We start from the raw sequence: 14,417 nt of genomic DNA on the forward strand, positions 1-14,417 counted from the left end.
GTTCAGTCCCGACCCACACGACGCGAGGCGAGGAGCGTGACGCCCTCGACCGTCGGCGGCAGTCCCGCGAGCGTGCAGATCAGTTCGCCCCAGGCCTCGATGTGGGGGCCGAGGTCGGTGCTGGTGGGGCTCCACGAGGCGCGCAGCTCGAGCAGGGCGCCGTCGCCGTGGCGCGCGAGCTCGCCGTACCCGGTCGAGAGGACCTTCGTGGCCGTGCCCGACGCCGAGTCGTACGAGGCGCCGCGCACGTCGAGCGAGTCGACGAGCCACGACCAGGCGACGTCGGCGACGAACGGGTCGAGGGCGAGGTCGGTCTCGAGCGGCGCCTGCGCGAAGCAGACCACCCGGAACGGACCTCCCCAGGCCTTGGGTTCGGAGGCGTCGTGGAGGAGGGTGAAGCGTCCGGTGCCCAGGGCGGGGTCGGCACGGCCGCTGGCGCCGACCACGTCGCCGGCCAGGGCCAGCGAGCCGGGGGCCAGACCGCCCGGGGCGGGGATCTCGACGACGGCGAGGTCGTCCCGAGACGCGGCTCGGCGCACGGCGTCGACCGCTGCGAGGAACGCGGGCGCCGGCGACGGAGTCGGGGGATTGTCGGACACGTGTGCAGACTAGGCTCCGAGCTGACCGTCAGGATGGCGGCACGCCGCGTCGGGCCGCACGACGGGCGTCGTCCGTCCGAGCCGGTCGGCCCGTGCCCGCCTCGAGTGTCCGGAGTCCGTCGTGACCAGCCGAGCGTCCTCCCGTCCCGCGATCCGGCGGTCGTCCGCCGCCGGGTCCTCCTCCGCGCTGACCGTCGTCGCCGTGGTCGCGGCTTCGACCGTCGGCCTCTCCGTCCTCGCCGTCGCCGGTGGCGTCGTCTCCGCCATGCGGAGGATCGTCACGCCCGAGCGCCGTCGACGTGACGACCTGCGCATCCTCGGTCACGACCCGGAAGCGGGCACGGTCGCCCTGACGTCGACGGCCGACTCGCGCCTCCCCGGCCGGTACAGCCTCTGGTTCGACGGCGGGACCGGTCACGCGCGGCTCTCGGACCTCCTGAGCGACGACGGTCGCGTCGTCACGAGACGGGTCGAGCAGGTGACCGCCGGGGATCTCGGCCGGGCGCGATCGGGTCGGCTCGGCGGATGGCTCTGGTCGGACCCCGGCGAGGCCGGGCTGGACGCCGAGGAGGTGCGGGTCGTCACCGAGATCGGCCCGGCCCCCGCCTGGCTGGTTCCGGCCGAGGGAGGGACGGCGGGCCCGTGGATGATCGGCGTGCACGGTCGCGGGGTCACCCGCGCCGAGACGATCCGCTCGGTGCCGGTGTTCCGTCGGAACGGCCACAGCGCCCTCCTCGTGTCGTACCGGAACGACGGCGAGGCGCCCCGCTCGGCGGACGGGCGCTACGCTCTCGGGGACGACGAGTGGGCCGACGTGGAGTCGGCCATGGCGTACGCGCTCGACCACGGCGCGACATCGCTCGTGCTGATGGGCTGGTCGATGGGCGGGGCCGTCGTCCTCCAGGCGCTGACCCGATCGGCGCTGGCGCACCACGTCGACGGGGTCGTGCTCGAGTCGCCGGTCGTCGACTGGCGGACCACCCTCCGATTCCAGGGAGCGGCCATGCACGTTCCGGGGGCCGTCCAGCGACTGGTGCTGCGCCTCCTGCAGTCCCCGGTGCTCTCGAGGCTGAGCGGACGTCGGCGACCGATCGATCTCGACCGGCTCGACCTCGTCGCGAGGGCCCCTGCGCTCGACGTCCCGGTGCTGCTGCTGCACAGCGACGACGACGGCTTCGTGCCGTCGACCGCGTCGCACGCCCTCGCCGCGGCCCGGCCCGACATCGTCCGACTCGAGGTGTTCGACACCGCTCGGCACACCAAGCTCTACAACCTCGATCCCGAGCGCTTCGACCGGGTCATCGACGAGTGGCTGGCCCGTCTTCCACGAGCCAGCGGGCGTAGAGGGCGCTCTGCTCGTCCATCAGCAGCTGACTGAGCGTCAGGACCGAGGGGTCGAAGCGCTCACGGCCGAAGACCGGGAGCCCGCTGCCGATGACCACGGGGGAGGTCGAGAGGCACAGCTCGTCGACCAGGCCGTCGTGCAGGAGCTGACCCGCGAGCGACGGACCTCCCTCGCAGACGAGCGACAGCAGCCCGTGCTCGTGGAGGCGGTCGAGCACGGCCGCGGGCTCGAGCCGCCGATCGTCGTCGGCGCAGGTCAGGACGGTCGCAGCCCCGGCGACCTCGTCGCCGAGGGTCCGACGGACCTCGGGGACGGCGGCCTCGGGGCAGACCACGACGACCCGCTCGGCGGCGGCCGGGTCCATGCGGTGACCCGACAGGTCGCCCGACGCGGTGACCACCACGAGTCGCGACGTCTTCGGCACGCGGTACCCCTCGGCCCGCACGCTGGCCGCGCCGACCACGACGCCGTCGGCCACGGCGCGGACGGCGGCGAGGATCATGCGATCGGTCGAGTTGCTGAGCGTCTCGGACGTGCCGTCCGACCCCGCCGCGTCGCCGCTGACGGCCGTGATCAGGTTGAGCCGGGTCCACACGTCCGCGGGAGGCGCGTACAGCTCGCGCAGGCGAGCCGGCGTGCCCTCGTGCTCGATGTCGAGCTCGAGACCGGTCGCGGAGGCCCGCTCGGTCGTGTGCAGCACGCGGAGGGTCACGCGGAGGCGACCCTGTCGCGGATCTGCCGTTTGGCGCGGGCCAGCAGGGCCGTCATGCCCCGGATGCGCAACGGGCTGACGGCCTCGGTCAGCCCGATCGTCTGCGGGTAGTCGTCGGGCACGGCGTCGAGGACCTCCTCGACGGTGAGTCCGTCGAGGCCCTGCGCGAGGATCGACGCGAATCCGCGGGTCGTCGGAGCCTCGCGCGGCGCGGTGGCGTGCAGGTGCACCCGACCGTCGACGACCTCGACGAACAGGTACACCGGGGACTGGCACTCGACGACGCGCTCGAGGAGGTCGGGGTGGTCCGCGTACCGGGCGGGCAGGTCGGGCAGCTCGTTCGAGAACTCGAGGAGCAGCTGCAGTCGGTCCCGCACCTCGAGGGCCCGGAACTCCTCGCGGATCTCGACGAGGGAGGCGGGCAGCGCGGCGGCCGTCACCGGGAGGGGACCTCTCCGGGCTCGCTGCCCCGCACGATCGGGACGCGGACGGCACTGCCCCATTCGGTCCACGAGCCGTCGTAGTTCCGGACGTTCTCGAAGCCCATCAGGTGATGCAGGACGAACCAGGTGTGGCTCGACCGCTCGCCGATGCGGCAGTAGGCGACGACCTCGTCGCCGGTCGCGAGGCCGGCGCCGTCGCGGTAGATCGCGTCGAGCTCGGCGGCGGACCGGAATCGCCCGTCGTCCGCCGCGGCCCGGCCCCAGGGGACGTTCGCCGCCGACGGGATGTGCCCGGCTCGCAGGGCGCCCTCGTCGGGGTAGGCCGGAGCGGTGGTGCGCTCGCCCGAGTACTCCTCGGGGGAGCGCACGTCGATGAGGGGCTTGCCCAGGTGGGCGAGCACGTCGTCCTTGTAGGCGCGGATGACGGTGTCGTCTCGCTCGACGACGGGGTAGTCGGTCGGCTCGGGCTCGGGCGCCTCGGTCGTGTACTCGCGGCCCTCGGCCTCCCAGGCGGCCCGGCCGCCGTCGAGCAGTCGGACGTCCTCGTGTCCGAACAGCGAGAACACCCAGAGGGCGTACGCCGCCCACCAGTTGTTCTTGTCGCCGTACACGACGATGGTCGTGTCGCGCGAGATGCCCTTCGACGACATGAGACGGGCGAAGCCCTCGCCGTCGATGTAGTCGCGGTGGACGGGGTCGTTGAGGTCGAGGTGCCAGTCGATCTTGACGGAGCCGGGGATGTGCCCCGTCTCGTAGAGGAGGACGTCCTCGTCGGACTCGACGACGACGAGACCGGGGGAGTCGAGGTGCTCCGCCAGCCAGTCGGTGCTCACCAGTCGTTCAGGGTGGGCGTACTCGCTGAAACGGGCGGACGTGTCGTGCTCGACGACCATGGGCTTACCTCCGGGTGAGTCGCTCCGCCGAGGCGGAGGGCCGCGGGAGCGGCGGGTGTTCGGGTTGCGGGTGCGCACTAAACTCGCGTCAGCACCACCCCGTCGAGGCTACGCACCGTGTCGCGGCCTCGCTCGGGAACCCCAGAGACTCTTCCACACATCGCCGGGCGGACGCCGGGCGTCTCCGTGCTCCGCCCCCGATCGACCCCGAGGCCGTCCCGATGTCACCCGATCCCGCCGCGAGCGCCGTCTCGCTCGTCGACCGCACCCCCTCGATCACGGGAGCCGAGATCGTGACCGAGCTCGTGCCTCCGCGGCAGTTCGCCGACGCGTCGCTCGAGAACTACCGACCCGACGACGACTTCCCGTCGCAGGCCGAGGCGGTCGAGGCCGTCCGCACCTTCGACGAGGCTCCGGCCCCCGGGGCCCGACGAGGGCTCTTCAGGAGGCGCGCCGAGGCATCCGTCGTGCTGCCGGGCCTCTATCTCGACGGCGGCTTCGGCGTCGGCAAGACGCATCTGCTCGCGGCCCTCTACAACCGCAGCGCGGGTCGACGCTACTTCGGCACCTTCATCGAGTACACCGCCCTCGTCGGGGCCGTGGGCTACGCGGGCGCCGCGGCCCAGCTGAAGGGGGCCTCGCTCGTGTGCATCGACGAGTTCGAGCTCGACGACCCGGGGGACACGATGATGATGACGCGTCTCCTCGGTGATCTCGCCGACGACGGCACCCGCATCGCCGCCACGTCGAACACCCCTCCGAACGCCCTGGGGGAGGGGCGCTTCGCGGCCGCGGACTTCCTCCGCGAGATCCAGGGGCTCTCGGATCGGTTCCGCACCCTGCGCATCGACGGGAACGACTACCGCCGGCGCGAGGTGGAGGCGACGGCCTCCGTGGTCGACGACGTGGACGCCGCCCTGTCCGCCACCCGGGGGCCCGTGTCCATCGACGACTTCGGCGCCGTCGTGGCACATCTGTCGACCGTCCACCCGAGCCGGTACGTCAAGCTCGTGGCCGGCCTCGACGCCGTCGGGCTCCGCGACGTCGCACCGCTCACCAGCCAGACGGACGCCCTCCGATTCGTCGCCTTCGTGGATCGTCTCTACGACGGCCAGGTGCGGGTCGTGGCCTCCGGGACGCCGCTGGACTCCGTCTTCGGCGACGAGATGCTCGCCGGCGGGTACCGCAAGAAGTACCTCAGGGCCGTCTCGCGACTCGTCGCCCTGACGTCGCTCTGAGGCGCCGCCGACCGTGCTCCGTGCGAGAGGCGCCGGCCTCCGACCGGATCCGCTTCGATCCGAAACACGTTGTTTACACGGGCCCGAATCGCGTTACATTCCCGAAACATCGATGCACACGTAACGAAACCTCACCCCACGACACTGAGAGCCGCACCCCGGTCCCGCCCCCACAGCCCGTGAGTCCTCACGGTCGGGCGGCCGACCGTTGCCCCTGGCTCCCGAATCGAGAGGTGACTCACAGATGGATCAAGGCAATACCGCCTTCATGCTGATCACAGCAGCACTAGTGCTGCTCATGACCCCCGGCCTGGCGTTCTTCTACGGCGGCCTGGTCAAGGCCAAGAGCGTCATCAGCATGATGATGCTGAGCTTCGGGGCCATGGGCCTCATCGCCGTGCTCTGGGTCCTGTTCGGCTACTCGATCGCCTTCTCGAACGGCCCCGAGGGGCCCGCCGGCACCGACACCTACATCGGCTGGGACGGCGTCTTCGGCTTCGACCCCTCGATGTTCAGCCTCAACTCGCTGTTCGTCGACAGCCAGGACCCGGCCGGCGCCTACCCGACCATCGCCTTCGCGGCGTTCCAGGCGACGTTCGCCATCATCACCGTCGCCCTCATCTCGGGCGCCATCGCCGACCGCGCCAAGTTCGGCGCGTGGATGATCTTCGCCGGCGTCTGGGCGACCATCGTCTACTTCCCCGTCGCGAGCTGGGTCTTCAACTTCACCCTCGGCGAGGACGGCTCGGTGGTCGACGGCGGCTGGATCGCCAGCATGGGCGTGATCGACTTCGCCGGAGGCACGGCGGTCCACATCAACGCCGGTGCAGCGGCCCTCGCCCTCGCCCTCGTGCTCGGCAAGCGCGTCGGCTTCGCCAAGGGCGCCGACAAGCCCCACAACCCGCCCTTCGTGCTCCTCGGCGCGGGTCTGCTGTGGTTCGGCTGGTTCGGCTTCAACGCCGGCTCGGAGCTCGCCGCCGACGGCGTCGCGGCCCTCGCCTTCCTGAACACGATCGCCGCCCCGGCCGCCGCCATCCTCGGGTGGCTCGTGGTCGAGAAGCTCAAGGACGGCAAGGCGACGTCGATCGGCGCCGCCTCGGGTGCCGTCGCCGGCCTGGTCGCCATCACGCCCGCCTGCGCCGCCCTGACGCCGTTCTGGGCCATGGTGCTGGGCGTCGTCGCGGGTGCTGTCTGCGCCCTGGCGATCGACCTGAAGTTCAAGCTCGGGTTCGACGACTCGCTCGACGTCGTCGGCATCCACCTCGTCGGCGGTCTGATCGGAACCCTCTACCTCGGCTTCTTCGCCAACGGCAGCGGACTCATCTTCTCGGGCTCCCTCGACCAGCTCGGCATCCAGGCCGTCTCGGCGCTGGCCGTCATGGTCTACTCGTTCGTCCTGGCCTACCTGATCGGCTTCGTCATCGAGAAGACCATCGGGTTCCGCGTCAAGAACGAGGACGAGGTCGCCGGCATCGACCTCGCCATCCACGGCGAGGAGGGCTACGTGCTGGAGAACTCGCGCCAGTAGTCGACGCCGATCGACGGAACGGCCCCGGTCCTCGGACCGGGGCCGTTCCCCGTCCGGGAGACGAGTCGCCTGCGTCGCTGCTCCGGCTCGATGCGGTTGAGGTCCGCGCATGCGAGAGTCGAGGCATGCATCCCCGTGAGCTCGGTCCTGGCGTCGTGGTGCTCGACGGCGTCGACGTCCGCTTCGACGAGATGCCGGGGCCGGTCGTGCCTCGCGAGATGCTGGTCGCGATCGACGATGCGTGGGACGCCGCGGTGCGGCGGGATCCGTTCCTGTTCGACGGCCCCGTCGTCCTCTGCCGAGACGTCCGCCCGGGCGCCGCAACGCTCGAGGTGAGCTGGTCCCGGGCGACGTACCGCTATCGCGCCGTGCGGACGATCCCGGGCGCCCCCGCCCTGTCGTCGATCTTCGTCTGCGTCGTGCAGCCGACGACGGACGGCCGTCTGCTCGTCGGGCGCATGTCGGCGACGACGTCGAGCCCGGGTCTCGTCCAGTTCCCCGGGGGCGGTCTGGAGCCGACGGAAGGCGACGGAGGCGTGACCCTGGACAGCCTGCGGGCCCATGCCGCGACCGAACTCGCCGAGGAGGCCGGAGTCACGGCCGAACCCGGCGACCTCGACCTGTGGGCGGTCGTCCGGCGCGCCGACCTGAACCTCGGGTTCTTCTTCCTCGCCCCCGCTCTGCCGGCGGAGGTGATCCGCGAGGGGCATGCGGCCGTCGTGCGGCGTGAGTCCGACCCCGAATTCGACGAGGTCTCGTTCGTCGCGTGCGCGGCCGATCTCGACACCCTGGGGGCCCCGTCCGTCGACTACCTCGAGGTGCTCGTCGAGCGATTCCACCGGACGGCGTCTCGACGCTGACGAGAGAGGGCTGCGCGAAGCCGCGACCCACGAGGGAGACGTCGGGATCGATGCCGCGGAGGCCCCTGGAGACGCAGACGCAGGCCCGGAGAAACGGAAGAGCCCCGGTTGACCGGGGCTCTCTCGACTGTCGTGTGGGCGATACCGGACTCGAACCGATGACCTCTTCCGTGTGAAGGAAGCGCGCTACCAACTGCGCCAATCGCCCCTGCGGGACTCGTCGATGCTAGTGCATGAGCAGGCTCGAACGCCATTCGACACGGCGGTCGAAGAGGCGCGGTGCCGGCCGATCGGGTCTCGCAAGACACGAGGTTGACTCGATTTGGTTTCTGGTCCGGGGTGTGGGTATTGTTCTTTTGCACGCAGAAATGCAAAGCGAAATGCGGATGTGGCGCAGTGGTAGCGCATCACCTTGCCAAGGTGAGGGTCGCGAGTTCGAATCTCGTCATCCGCTCGAGTGTCAAGCTCACCAGAGGGTGGTCCACCGACTGGTGGCCTCCCTCTGGGGGCTACTCGTATGGTGGAGTGGCCGAGAGGCGAGGCACCGGCCTGCAAAGCCGTTCACGCGGGTTCAAATCCCGTCTCCACCTCCAATCGTTGCAGACCCAGGTCTACAATCGATGCAGTTCCAAGTGAAAAAGTTTGAGCGATTGGCGCAGCGGTAGCGCGCTTCCCTGACACGGAAGAGGTCGCTGGTTCGATCCCAGTATCGCTCACACCGAGAAAGCCCCGGCACACGCCGGGGCTTTCGTCATTCCCCGGCCGACTCGTCGGAGGGGCCGACGAGGACATCCCGGTCGAGGGGTCCGTCGGCCGGGCGGCCCCTCAGACCGCTCGGAGAGCGGCCACCGCGGTGAGCAGAGCGTCGGCCACCTCGTGCTTCGTCCCGCGTGCTTCGGCGACATCGGTCCCGTCCCGATCGATGACGACCACCGCCGTGTCGTCGCTGCCGAATCCCGCCGACCACCCGACCGAGTTCAGCACGAGCAGGTCCGCGCCCTTCCGCCGCTGCTTCGTGCGCCCGAGTGCGACGAGCTCGTCGCGGTCGTCCGTCGTCTCGGCGGCGAAGCCGACGACGGTCTGGTCCACGCCGCGGTCCGCGACGAGCCCGGCCAGCACGTCGGGGTTGCGGACCAGACGGACGACCATCTCATCGCCCGTGTCGTCCTTCTTGATCTTTCCCGCCGACACCTCCGCGGGTCGGTAGTCGGCCACGGCGGCCGTCATGACGACCACGTCGTTGGCGGCGGCCTCGCCGCGCATCGCCGTCTCGAGCTCGAGAGCGGTCGAGACGGGCAGCACGCGGATGCCCGGCACGGCCGCGATCGTGCGCAGCACCGCGCCGTCGAGCTCGGCGGCGACGACGGTCACCGTCGCTCCCCGGCGGGCGGCGGCCAGGGCGATCGCAGCGCCCTGCTTTCCCGTGGACCGGTTGCCGATGAAGCGGACGGGGTCGAGGGGCTCGCGGGTGCCTCCGGCGGACACGACCAGCCGGAGCCCCGCGAGGTCGTCGACCCGCGCCTCCTCAGCGGGGTCGTGGGCGGTGGAGGAGGTGCGGCTCGCGACCGCGAGCGCGGCCGCCACGATCTCGTCGGGCTCGCTGAGACGACCCGGCCCCGAGTCGCCGCCCGTGAGCGGGCCGTCCGCGGGTCCGACCACCGTGACGCCGCGGCTGCGGAGGAGCTCGGTGTTCGCGACCGTCGCGGGGTTCCGCCACATCTCGGTGTGCATGGCGGGTGCGACGACCAGCGGCGCGGTGCTCGCGAGGATGGTGGTGCCCAGCAGGTCGTCCGACAGGCCGTGCGCGATCTTGGCGAGCGTGTGCGCGGTCGCGGGGGCGACGACGATCAGATCGGCTTGCTGCCCGAGAGCTACGTGCCGCACCTGCGCCACGTCGTCGAAGACCGAGGTGTGCACCGGGTTGCGGCTGATCGCCTCGAGGGTCGGCGCGCCGACGAAGCGGAGGGCCGCCTCGGTCGGGACGACGTGGACGTCGTGCCCCTGCACGACGAACCCCCGCACGACCCCGACGGCCTTGTACGCGGCGATCCCTCCCGAGATCCCGACGACGATCGTGAGTCGCCGCGCGGGGTCGGTCGTGTCGGCGGGGGAGTGCGGGGAGGAGTCGTGCGTCACGGGGTGCCTGTCGATCGATGCGGACGGTCGGCCGATCCGGGGCGGGATCGGTAGCGTTGCACTGCCACGATGCCGCATCTCGTGACCGCTCGCCTGATCGTCCGCCCGTCCACCAGCCGCCGGGTGCCGTCGCCCGGAGGACCCATGTGCACCGTCGTCGTCTCGATCGCGCCCGACGCCGAGTGGCCGGTGGTCCTCTTCGGGCTGCGCGACGAGTCACCGGACCGCCCGTGGGACGAGCCCGGGGCCTGGTGGCCCGAGCTCGGCGACCGGGTGACCGGGGTGCACGACCGCGAGGCCGGTGGGGCCTGGCTGGCCGTCGCGGACGATCCGAGTCGCGCGAGCGTCGTGCTCAACCGGCACGAGGAGCCGCCCGTGCCGGAGGGCGGCTGGGCGACCCGGGGCTCGCTGCCGTTGCGGGCCGCGGCCGACGGCGTGCTCCCCGTCGGTCCGCAGCGCACGCGCACCTTCAACCTGCTGACCGCCGATCGAGGAGGCGCGACGCACTCCACGTGGGACGGCTCGATCACGACGACCACCCGTCTCGCCCCCGGGGTGCACGTGCTGACGCATGCAGCGCCCGACGACCGCTCGGTGCCGCGCGTCGACCGCTGGCTGCCGCGATTCCGCGATGTCGCGCCTCCTGCCGGGCCCCTCGGCTCAGCGGGCGAGGGCGAGGGCGCCTGGGGGCCCTGGCTCGATCTGCTCCGCGAGAGCAGCCGCCTCGCCCCCGACGACGACGATGCGCTCATCCGGTCGGATCTCGTCGACGGACGCCTCTTCTCGTCGCTGTCGCTCAGCGCCGTTGCGGTGTCGGCCGATCGCGTCGCCCATCGGCACATCCGACTCGACGGCGCCCCGTCGGTCGAGGCCGCGCTGTCCCGCCGCTGAGCCGCCGGCGGCCGCCTCGCACGTCATCCCGGGTCATCGGGAATCACGCCGACGCCTGCGGCGTTAGTGTCGGATGGCTCGTCCGACCCCCGAGTCGCAGTGAAGGATTCCCGTGAAGATCACCGCCCCCCGCACCGTCCGCCGTCTCTCCGCCCTCGGCGTCGTCGCCGCAGCCGCCCTGGCGCTCACCGCCTGCGCGCCGGCCTCCACCGACGGGGTGGTCACGCAGACCGGCGACTCGACCGCCGACACCAGCGCGGCGAAGAGCCTCAGCGACATCCGGGACTCGGGCGAGCTCGTCATCGGCACCGAGGGCACCTATCAGCCCTTCACGTACCACGAGGGCGGCTCGGGCGCGCTCACCGGCTACGACGTCGACGTCGCGACGGCCGTCGCCGAGAAGCTCGACCTCACCCCGACCTTCGAGGAGACCCAGTTCGACGCGCTCCTCGCCGGTCTCGACGCCGGGCGCTTCGACATCGTCGCCAACCAGATCTCGATCACCGACGAGCGCGAGGTCAGCTACGACTTCTCGACGCCGTACACGGTCAGCCGCGGCGCCGTGATCACGGCCGCCGACGACACCGACATCACCTCGCTCGCCGACCTCGCGGGCAAGACGACCGCGCAGTCGCAGTCGAGCAACTTCTACACGACGGCGAAGGACGCGGGGGCCGACGTGCAGGTCGTCGAGGGCTGGGCCCAGTCCGTCGCGCTCCTCGAGCAGGGCCGCATCGACGCCACGGTCAACGACGAGCTGACGTTTCTCGACTACGTGAAGACGAACCCCGACCGCGCCGCCGGCATCAAGATCGCCGCGACCACCGACGACGTCTCCCGTTCCGCCCTGGTCACCACGAAGGGCAGCGACGACCTCGTCGAGGCGATCGACGAGGCCCTGTCCGAGCTGAAGGCCGACGGCACGCTGGCCGAGATCTCCGACCGGTACTTCGGCCAGGACGTCAGCGAGTAGCCGTGCAGTCCTCCCTCGACCTCTTCGGGCGGTCGCTCTGGCCGATCGTGTCGGGGGCGCTCGTCGCGTCGATCCCGCTGGCGTTCATCTCGATGGCCCTCGGGCTCGTCATCGCGATCACGATCGCGCTGATGCGCCTCTCCGGTCAGAGCTGGCTGGCGGGCATCGCGCGGTTCTACACCTCGGTGATCCGGGGCACGCCGCTGCTGGTCCAGCTGTTCGTGGTGTTCTACGGTCTGCCGTCGCTGGGGATCCGGCTCGACCCGTGGCCGAGCGCCATCATCGCGTTCTCGCTGAACGTGGGCGGGTACGCGGCCGAGGTCATCCGGGCGGCCATCCTGTCGGTGCCCAAGGGGCAGTGGGAGGCCGCTCACACGATCGGCATGTCCCGAGGGCTCGCTCTGCGGCGGATCATCCTGCCGCAGGCGGCCCGCGTGTCGGTGCCCCCGCTGTCGAACACCTTCATCAGCCTGGTGAAGGACACCTCGCTCGCGAGCGTCATCCTGGTCACCGAGCTGTTCCGTCAGGCCCAGCAGATCGCCACGGTCTCGAACGAGTTCCTCCTGATCTACCTCGAGGCGGCCCTGGTCTACTGGGTCATCTGCCTCATCCTGTCGTTCGGGCAGGACGCCCTCGAGAAGAGATTGGACCGCCACGTTGCCCGCTGACGTCAGACCTCCCGCAGATCCTTCCGGCGCCGATGCCCCGGTGCTGATCGTCCGCGGGCTGCGCAAGGCCTTCGGCGCGAACGAGGTGCTGCGGGGGATCGACCTCGAGGTCCGCCGTGGGCGGGTCGTCGCGATCATCGGCCCGTCGGGCTCGGGCAAGACGACGGTGCTGCGGTCGCTCAACAGCCTCGAGGTCCCCGACGCGGGCACGGTCACCCTGTCCGACGGCCGGGCCGTCGACTTCGGCGCGAAGGTCGGCAGACGCGACCTCACGGCTCTCCGTGACCGCTCGTCGATGGTCTTCCAGCACTTCAACCTGTTCCCGCATCTGACCGTGCTGCAGAACGTCGTCGAGGGCCCCGTCCGCGTCCAGGGACGGGACCCCGAGGAGGCACGGGTCGAGGCCGAGTCGCTCCTCGCGCGGGTGGGTCTCGCCGACAAGACGGACGCCTACCCGTCCGAGCTCTCCGGTGGCCAGCAGCAGCGCGTGGGGATCGTCCGGGCCCTGGCCCTCCGACCGGAGCTGCTGCTCTTCGACGAACCCACCTCGGCCCTCGACCCCGAGCTGGTCGGCGACGTGCTCACGGTCGTGAAGGAGCTCGCCGACGAGGGGTGGACGATGATCGTCGTCACGCACGAGCTCGAGTTCGCCCGTCGCGTCGCCGACGAGCTCGTCTTCATGGACGCCGGCGTCGTCGTCGAGCGGGGACGACCCGCCGACGTGCTGAGCCGGCCGCGCGAGGCTCGCACGCAGCAGTTCCTCCGGCGCGTTCTGAAGCCCCTCGACGACTGACGGGACGCACCCGGCCACGACGACCCGCGCCTCCTCGGCCCCGTGACCGCAGGAGGCGCGGGTCGTGCCGCTCAGCCGAAGAGACGGTGCGAGGCGATCCGGGCGCCCTCGCCCAGCGAGGCGAGCTTCGCGACGGCGATCTGCGGGTGGATCCGTCCGCCGAGTCCGCAGTCCGTGGAGGCGATGACCCGGTCCGGTCCGACCACCGAGGCGAAGGCCTCGATGCGGTCGGCCACGAGTTCCGGGTGCTCGACGACGTTCGTCGCGTGACTCACCACGCCCGGGGCGATGGTCTTGCCGGCGGGCAGCTCGACGTCGCGCCAGATCCGCCACTCGTGCTCGTGACGGACGTTGGCCGCCTCGAACGAGTACGAGCCCGCGTCGATCTCGAGCATCAGGTCGACGATGTGGCGGAACTCGATGTCGGTCGTGTGCGGTCCGTGCCACGAGCCCCAGCAGAGGTGGAAGCGCACCTGCTCGGGCGGGATGCCCCTGAGCGCGTGGTTCAGGGCCTCGACCCGAATGCGCGTGAAGGCCCGGTAGTCGTCGATGCCGGGCTCGGGGTTGATCTGGTCCCAGTTCTCGGCGATGGACGGATCGTCGATCTGGACGATCAGTCCGGCGTCGGTGATCGCGAGGTACTCCTCGCGGAGGGCGTCGGCCCAGGCCCAGATGTGCTCCTCGTCGGTCGCGTAGTGGTCGTTCGCGATGCGCGCCCCGCTGCCCGGCGAGAGCGCGGTGATGAAGGCCGACGAGGCGTCCGCCTCCGCGAGACCGGCCCGCAGATTCGCGATGTCGGAGGCGATGGCGGCGTGACCGACGTACTCGAGGGGGCCGGTGGTGCTCGGGAACGGGGTCGCCCCCGAACCGGTGCCGATCCCCGACGTCGGGTCGGTGTAGGCGTCGTGGAAGCGCTGCCAGTCGCGCCGGTCGGGGAAGGACGTCAGCCGGACGTCTCCGGGCCCGGATCGGACGGGCTGCTGACTGAAGATGTCGGAGCCGGTCAGCGAGAGTCCGCCGACGCGCTGGAACGAGTACGACCACCAGGCGCCGTAGTCGACGGCGCTCGTCATGGCCTTGCCGTACTCGCCGTCGCCGACGATCGTGATGCCGAGCTCTCGCTGGCGTCGCACGAGGTCGACGACGGCCGCCGTCAGCAGGTCGTCGAACTCCGGGCTGCGTTCGAGGGTGAAGCCGTCCGGCCCGAAGGTGCGGGCGTCGTTGGCGGCGATCAGCTCGGGCGTGCGGGGCAGGCTGCCGGCGTGGGTCGTCTCGATGCGGTCGTGGCTCATGCCCTCATGCTGGCCCTCGGGCGTGCGGCTGCGCCACCGGACCGGG

14 protein-coding genes and 4 tRNA genes are annotated in these 14,417 nt (G+C 71.3%); 11 read left to right on the top strand and 7 right to left on the bottom strand.

The genetic code is table 11. The features are described 5' to 3' along the window. Positions 1 to 2 precede the first annotated feature (2 nt). Positions 3 to 599 carry a DUF3000 family protein gene (locus ASF17_RS07280; protein ID WP_055797214.1) on the bottom strand — a complete coding sequence of 199 codons (597 nt, stop codon included), beginning with the start codon at positions 597 to 599 and terminating at the stop codon, positions 3 to 5. 121 nt (positions 600 to 720) lie between these two features. Here ASF17_RS07280 and ASF17_RS07285 point away from each other — a divergent pair, with 121 nt between their 5' ends. Next, positions 721 to 1,977, top strand: a complete 1,257-nt coding sequence (locus ASF17_RS07285; protein WP_235476423.1) for an alpha/beta hydrolase family protein — start codon at positions 721 to 723, stop codon at positions 1,975 to 1,977. Here the strand turns inward: ASF17_RS07285 and ASF17_RS07290 are convergent. Genes ASF17_RS07290 through ASF17_RS07300 form a run of 3 tightly spaced genes read right to left on the bottom strand, consistent with a single transcriptional unit; the run spans position 1,898 to position 3,992 of the window. Further along, the gene (locus tag ASF17_RS07290) at positions 1,898 to 2,656 is read right to left on the bottom strand and encodes a dihydrofolate reductase family protein (protein WP_055797217.1); all 759 of its coding nucleotides are present in this window, start codon (positions 2,654 to 2,656) and stop codon (positions 1,898 to 1,900) included. The genes ASF17_RS07285 and ASF17_RS07290 overlap by 80 nt on opposite strands. Beyond that, on the bottom strand, positions 2,653 to 3,096 hold the full coding sequence (locus ASF17_RS07295) for a SufE family protein (RefSeq protein ID WP_055797221.1): 444 nt from the start codon (positions 3,094 to 3,096) through the stop codon (positions 2,653 to 2,655). The genes ASF17_RS07290 and ASF17_RS07295 overlap by 4 nt, the downstream gene beginning before the upstream one ends. Then, entirely contained in the window at positions 3,093 to 3,992 is a 900-nt protein-coding gene (locus ASF17_RS07300) for a sulfurtransferase (protein ID WP_055797224.1), read from the bottom strand. Before ASF17_RS07300 ends, ASF17_RS07295 begins: the two co-directional genes overlap by 4 nt. 221 nt (positions 3,993 to 4,213) lie before the next feature. Between ASF17_RS07300 and zapE the strand changes: the two genes are divergently transcribed. The 3 genes from zapE to ASF17_RS07315 all read left to right on the top strand — a co-directional run bounded on the left by zapE (position 4,214) and on the right by ASF17_RS07315 (position 7,618). Next, positions 4,214 to 5,230, top strand: coding sequence for a cell division protein ZapE (gene zapE, locus ASF17_RS07305; RefSeq protein WP_055797227.1), 1,017 nt, complete (start codon positions 4,214 to 4,216; stop codon positions 5,228 to 5,230). A 244-nt stretch (positions 5,231 to 5,474) separates the two neighbouring features. Next, on the top strand, positions 5,475 to 6,758 hold the full coding sequence (locus ASF17_RS07310; protein WP_055797230.1) for an ammonium transporter: 1,284 nt from the start codon (positions 5,475 to 5,477) through the stop codon (positions 6,756 to 6,758). A 125-nt stretch (positions 6,759 to 6,883) separates the two neighbouring features. Then, entirely contained in the window at positions 6,884 to 7,618 is a 735-nt protein-coding gene (locus ASF17_RS07315) for an NUDIX hydrolase (RefSeq protein ID WP_156357337.1), read from the top strand. Positions 7,619 to 7,753: 135 nt separating this feature from the next. On the opposite strand, the gene ASF17_RS07320 is transcribed toward ASF17_RS07315, so the two are convergent. Next, a tRNA-Val gene (locus ASF17_RS07320) sits at positions 7,754 to 7,826 on the bottom strand. Positions 7,827 to 8,000: 174 nt separating this feature from the next. Here ASF17_RS07320 and ASF17_RS07325 point away from each other — a divergent pair. The 3 genes from ASF17_RS07325 (at position 8,001) to ASF17_RS07335 (ending at position 8,334) form a co-directional block, all read left to right on the top strand. Further along, positions 8,001 to 8,072 (top strand) — tRNA-Gly (locus ASF17_RS07325). 65 nt (positions 8,073 to 8,137) lie between these two features. Then, positions 8,138 to 8,211, top strand: a tRNA-Cys gene (locus ASF17_RS07330). Between the two features lie 51 nt (positions 8,212 to 8,262). Further along, a tRNA-Val gene (locus ASF17_RS07335) sits at positions 8,263 to 8,334 on the top strand. 109 nt (positions 8,335 to 8,443) lie between these two features. Here the strand turns inward: ASF17_RS07335 and coaBC are convergent. Then, complete coding sequence (gene coaBC / locus ASF17_RS07340; RefSeq protein WP_055797236.1) at positions 8,444 to 9,754, bottom strand: bifunctional phosphopantothenoylcysteine decarboxylase/phosphopantothenate--cysteine ligase CoaBC; 1,311 nt, start codon at positions 9,752 to 9,754, stop codon at positions 8,444 to 8,446. A 144-nt stretch (positions 9,755 to 9,898) separates the two neighbouring features. Between coaBC and ASF17_RS07345 the strand changes: the two genes are divergently transcribed. The 4 genes from ASF17_RS07345 to ASF17_RS07360 all read left to right on the top strand — a co-directional run bounded on the left by ASF17_RS07345 (position 9,899) and on the right by ASF17_RS07360 (position 13,079). After that, a complete protein-coding gene (locus tag ASF17_RS07345) occupies positions 9,899 to 10,645 on the top strand; it encodes an NRDE family protein (protein ID WP_162236416.1) in 747 nt (248 codons plus the stop codon). Between the two features lie 118 nt (positions 10,646 to 10,763). Further along, entirely contained in the window at positions 10,764 to 11,618 is an 855-nt protein-coding gene (locus ASF17_RS07350; RefSeq protein ID WP_055798440.1) for an amino acid ABC transporter substrate-binding protein, read from the top strand. Positions 11,619 to 11,620: 2 nt separating this feature from the next. Next, positions 11,621 to 12,286 carry an amino acid ABC transporter permease gene (locus ASF17_RS07355; RefSeq protein ID WP_055797242.1) on the top strand — a complete coding sequence of 222 codons (666 nt, stop codon included), beginning with the start codon at positions 11,621 to 11,623 and terminating at the stop codon, positions 12,284 to 12,286. A 40-nt stretch (positions 12,287 to 12,326) separates the two neighbouring features. After that, positions 12,327 to 13,079 (top strand): amino acid ABC transporter ATP-binding protein, encoded by a 753-nt coding sequence (locus tag ASF17_RS07360; RefSeq protein ID WP_156357338.1) that lies wholly within the window; start codon positions 12,327 to 12,329, stop codon positions 13,077 to 13,079. 71 nt (positions 13,080 to 13,150) lie between these two features. Here the strand turns inward: ASF17_RS07360 and ASF17_RS07365 are convergent, their stop codons facing one another. Next, positions 13,151 to 14,371 (bottom strand): cobalamin-independent methionine synthase II family protein, encoded by a 1,221-nt coding sequence (locus tag ASF17_RS07365; RefSeq protein ID WP_055797248.1) that lies wholly within the window; start codon positions 14,369 to 14,371, stop codon positions 13,151 to 13,153. Positions 14,372 to 14,417: the final 46 nt, after the last annotated feature.

The sequence above is a fragment of the Frigoribacterium sp. Leaf263 genome (genome assembly GCF_001422285.1).
GTDB lineage: Bacteria > Actinomycetota > Actinomycetes > Actinomycetales > Microbacteriaceae > Frigoribacterium.

Bases quoted from the DNA above. Each gene is read 5' to 3' on its own strand.
- ASF17_RS07315 (WP_156357337.1), top strand. From the start codon at position 6,884: ATGCATCCCCGTGAGCTCGGTCCTGGCGTCGTGGTGCTCGACGGCGTC.
- ASF17_RS07365 (WP_055797248.1), bottom strand. From the start codon at position 14,371: ATGAGCCACGACCGCATCGAGACGACCCACGCCGGCAGCCTGCCCCGC.
- ASF17_RS07300 (WP_055797224.1), bottom strand. From the start codon at position 3,992: ATGGTCGTCGAGCACGACACGTCCGCCCGTTTCAGCGAGTACGCCCAC.
- zapE (WP_055797227.1), top strand. From the start codon at position 4,214: ATGTCACCCGATCCCGCCGCGAGCGCCGTCTCGCTCGTCGACCGCACC.
- ASF17_RS07345 (WP_162236416.1), top strand. From the start codon at position 9,899: ATGTGCACCGTCGTCGTCTCGATCGCGCCCGACGCCGAGTGGCCGGTG.
- ASF17_RS07310 (WP_055797230.1), top strand. From the start codon at position 5,475: ATGGATCAAGGCAATACCGCCTTCATGCTGATCACAGCAGCACTAGTG.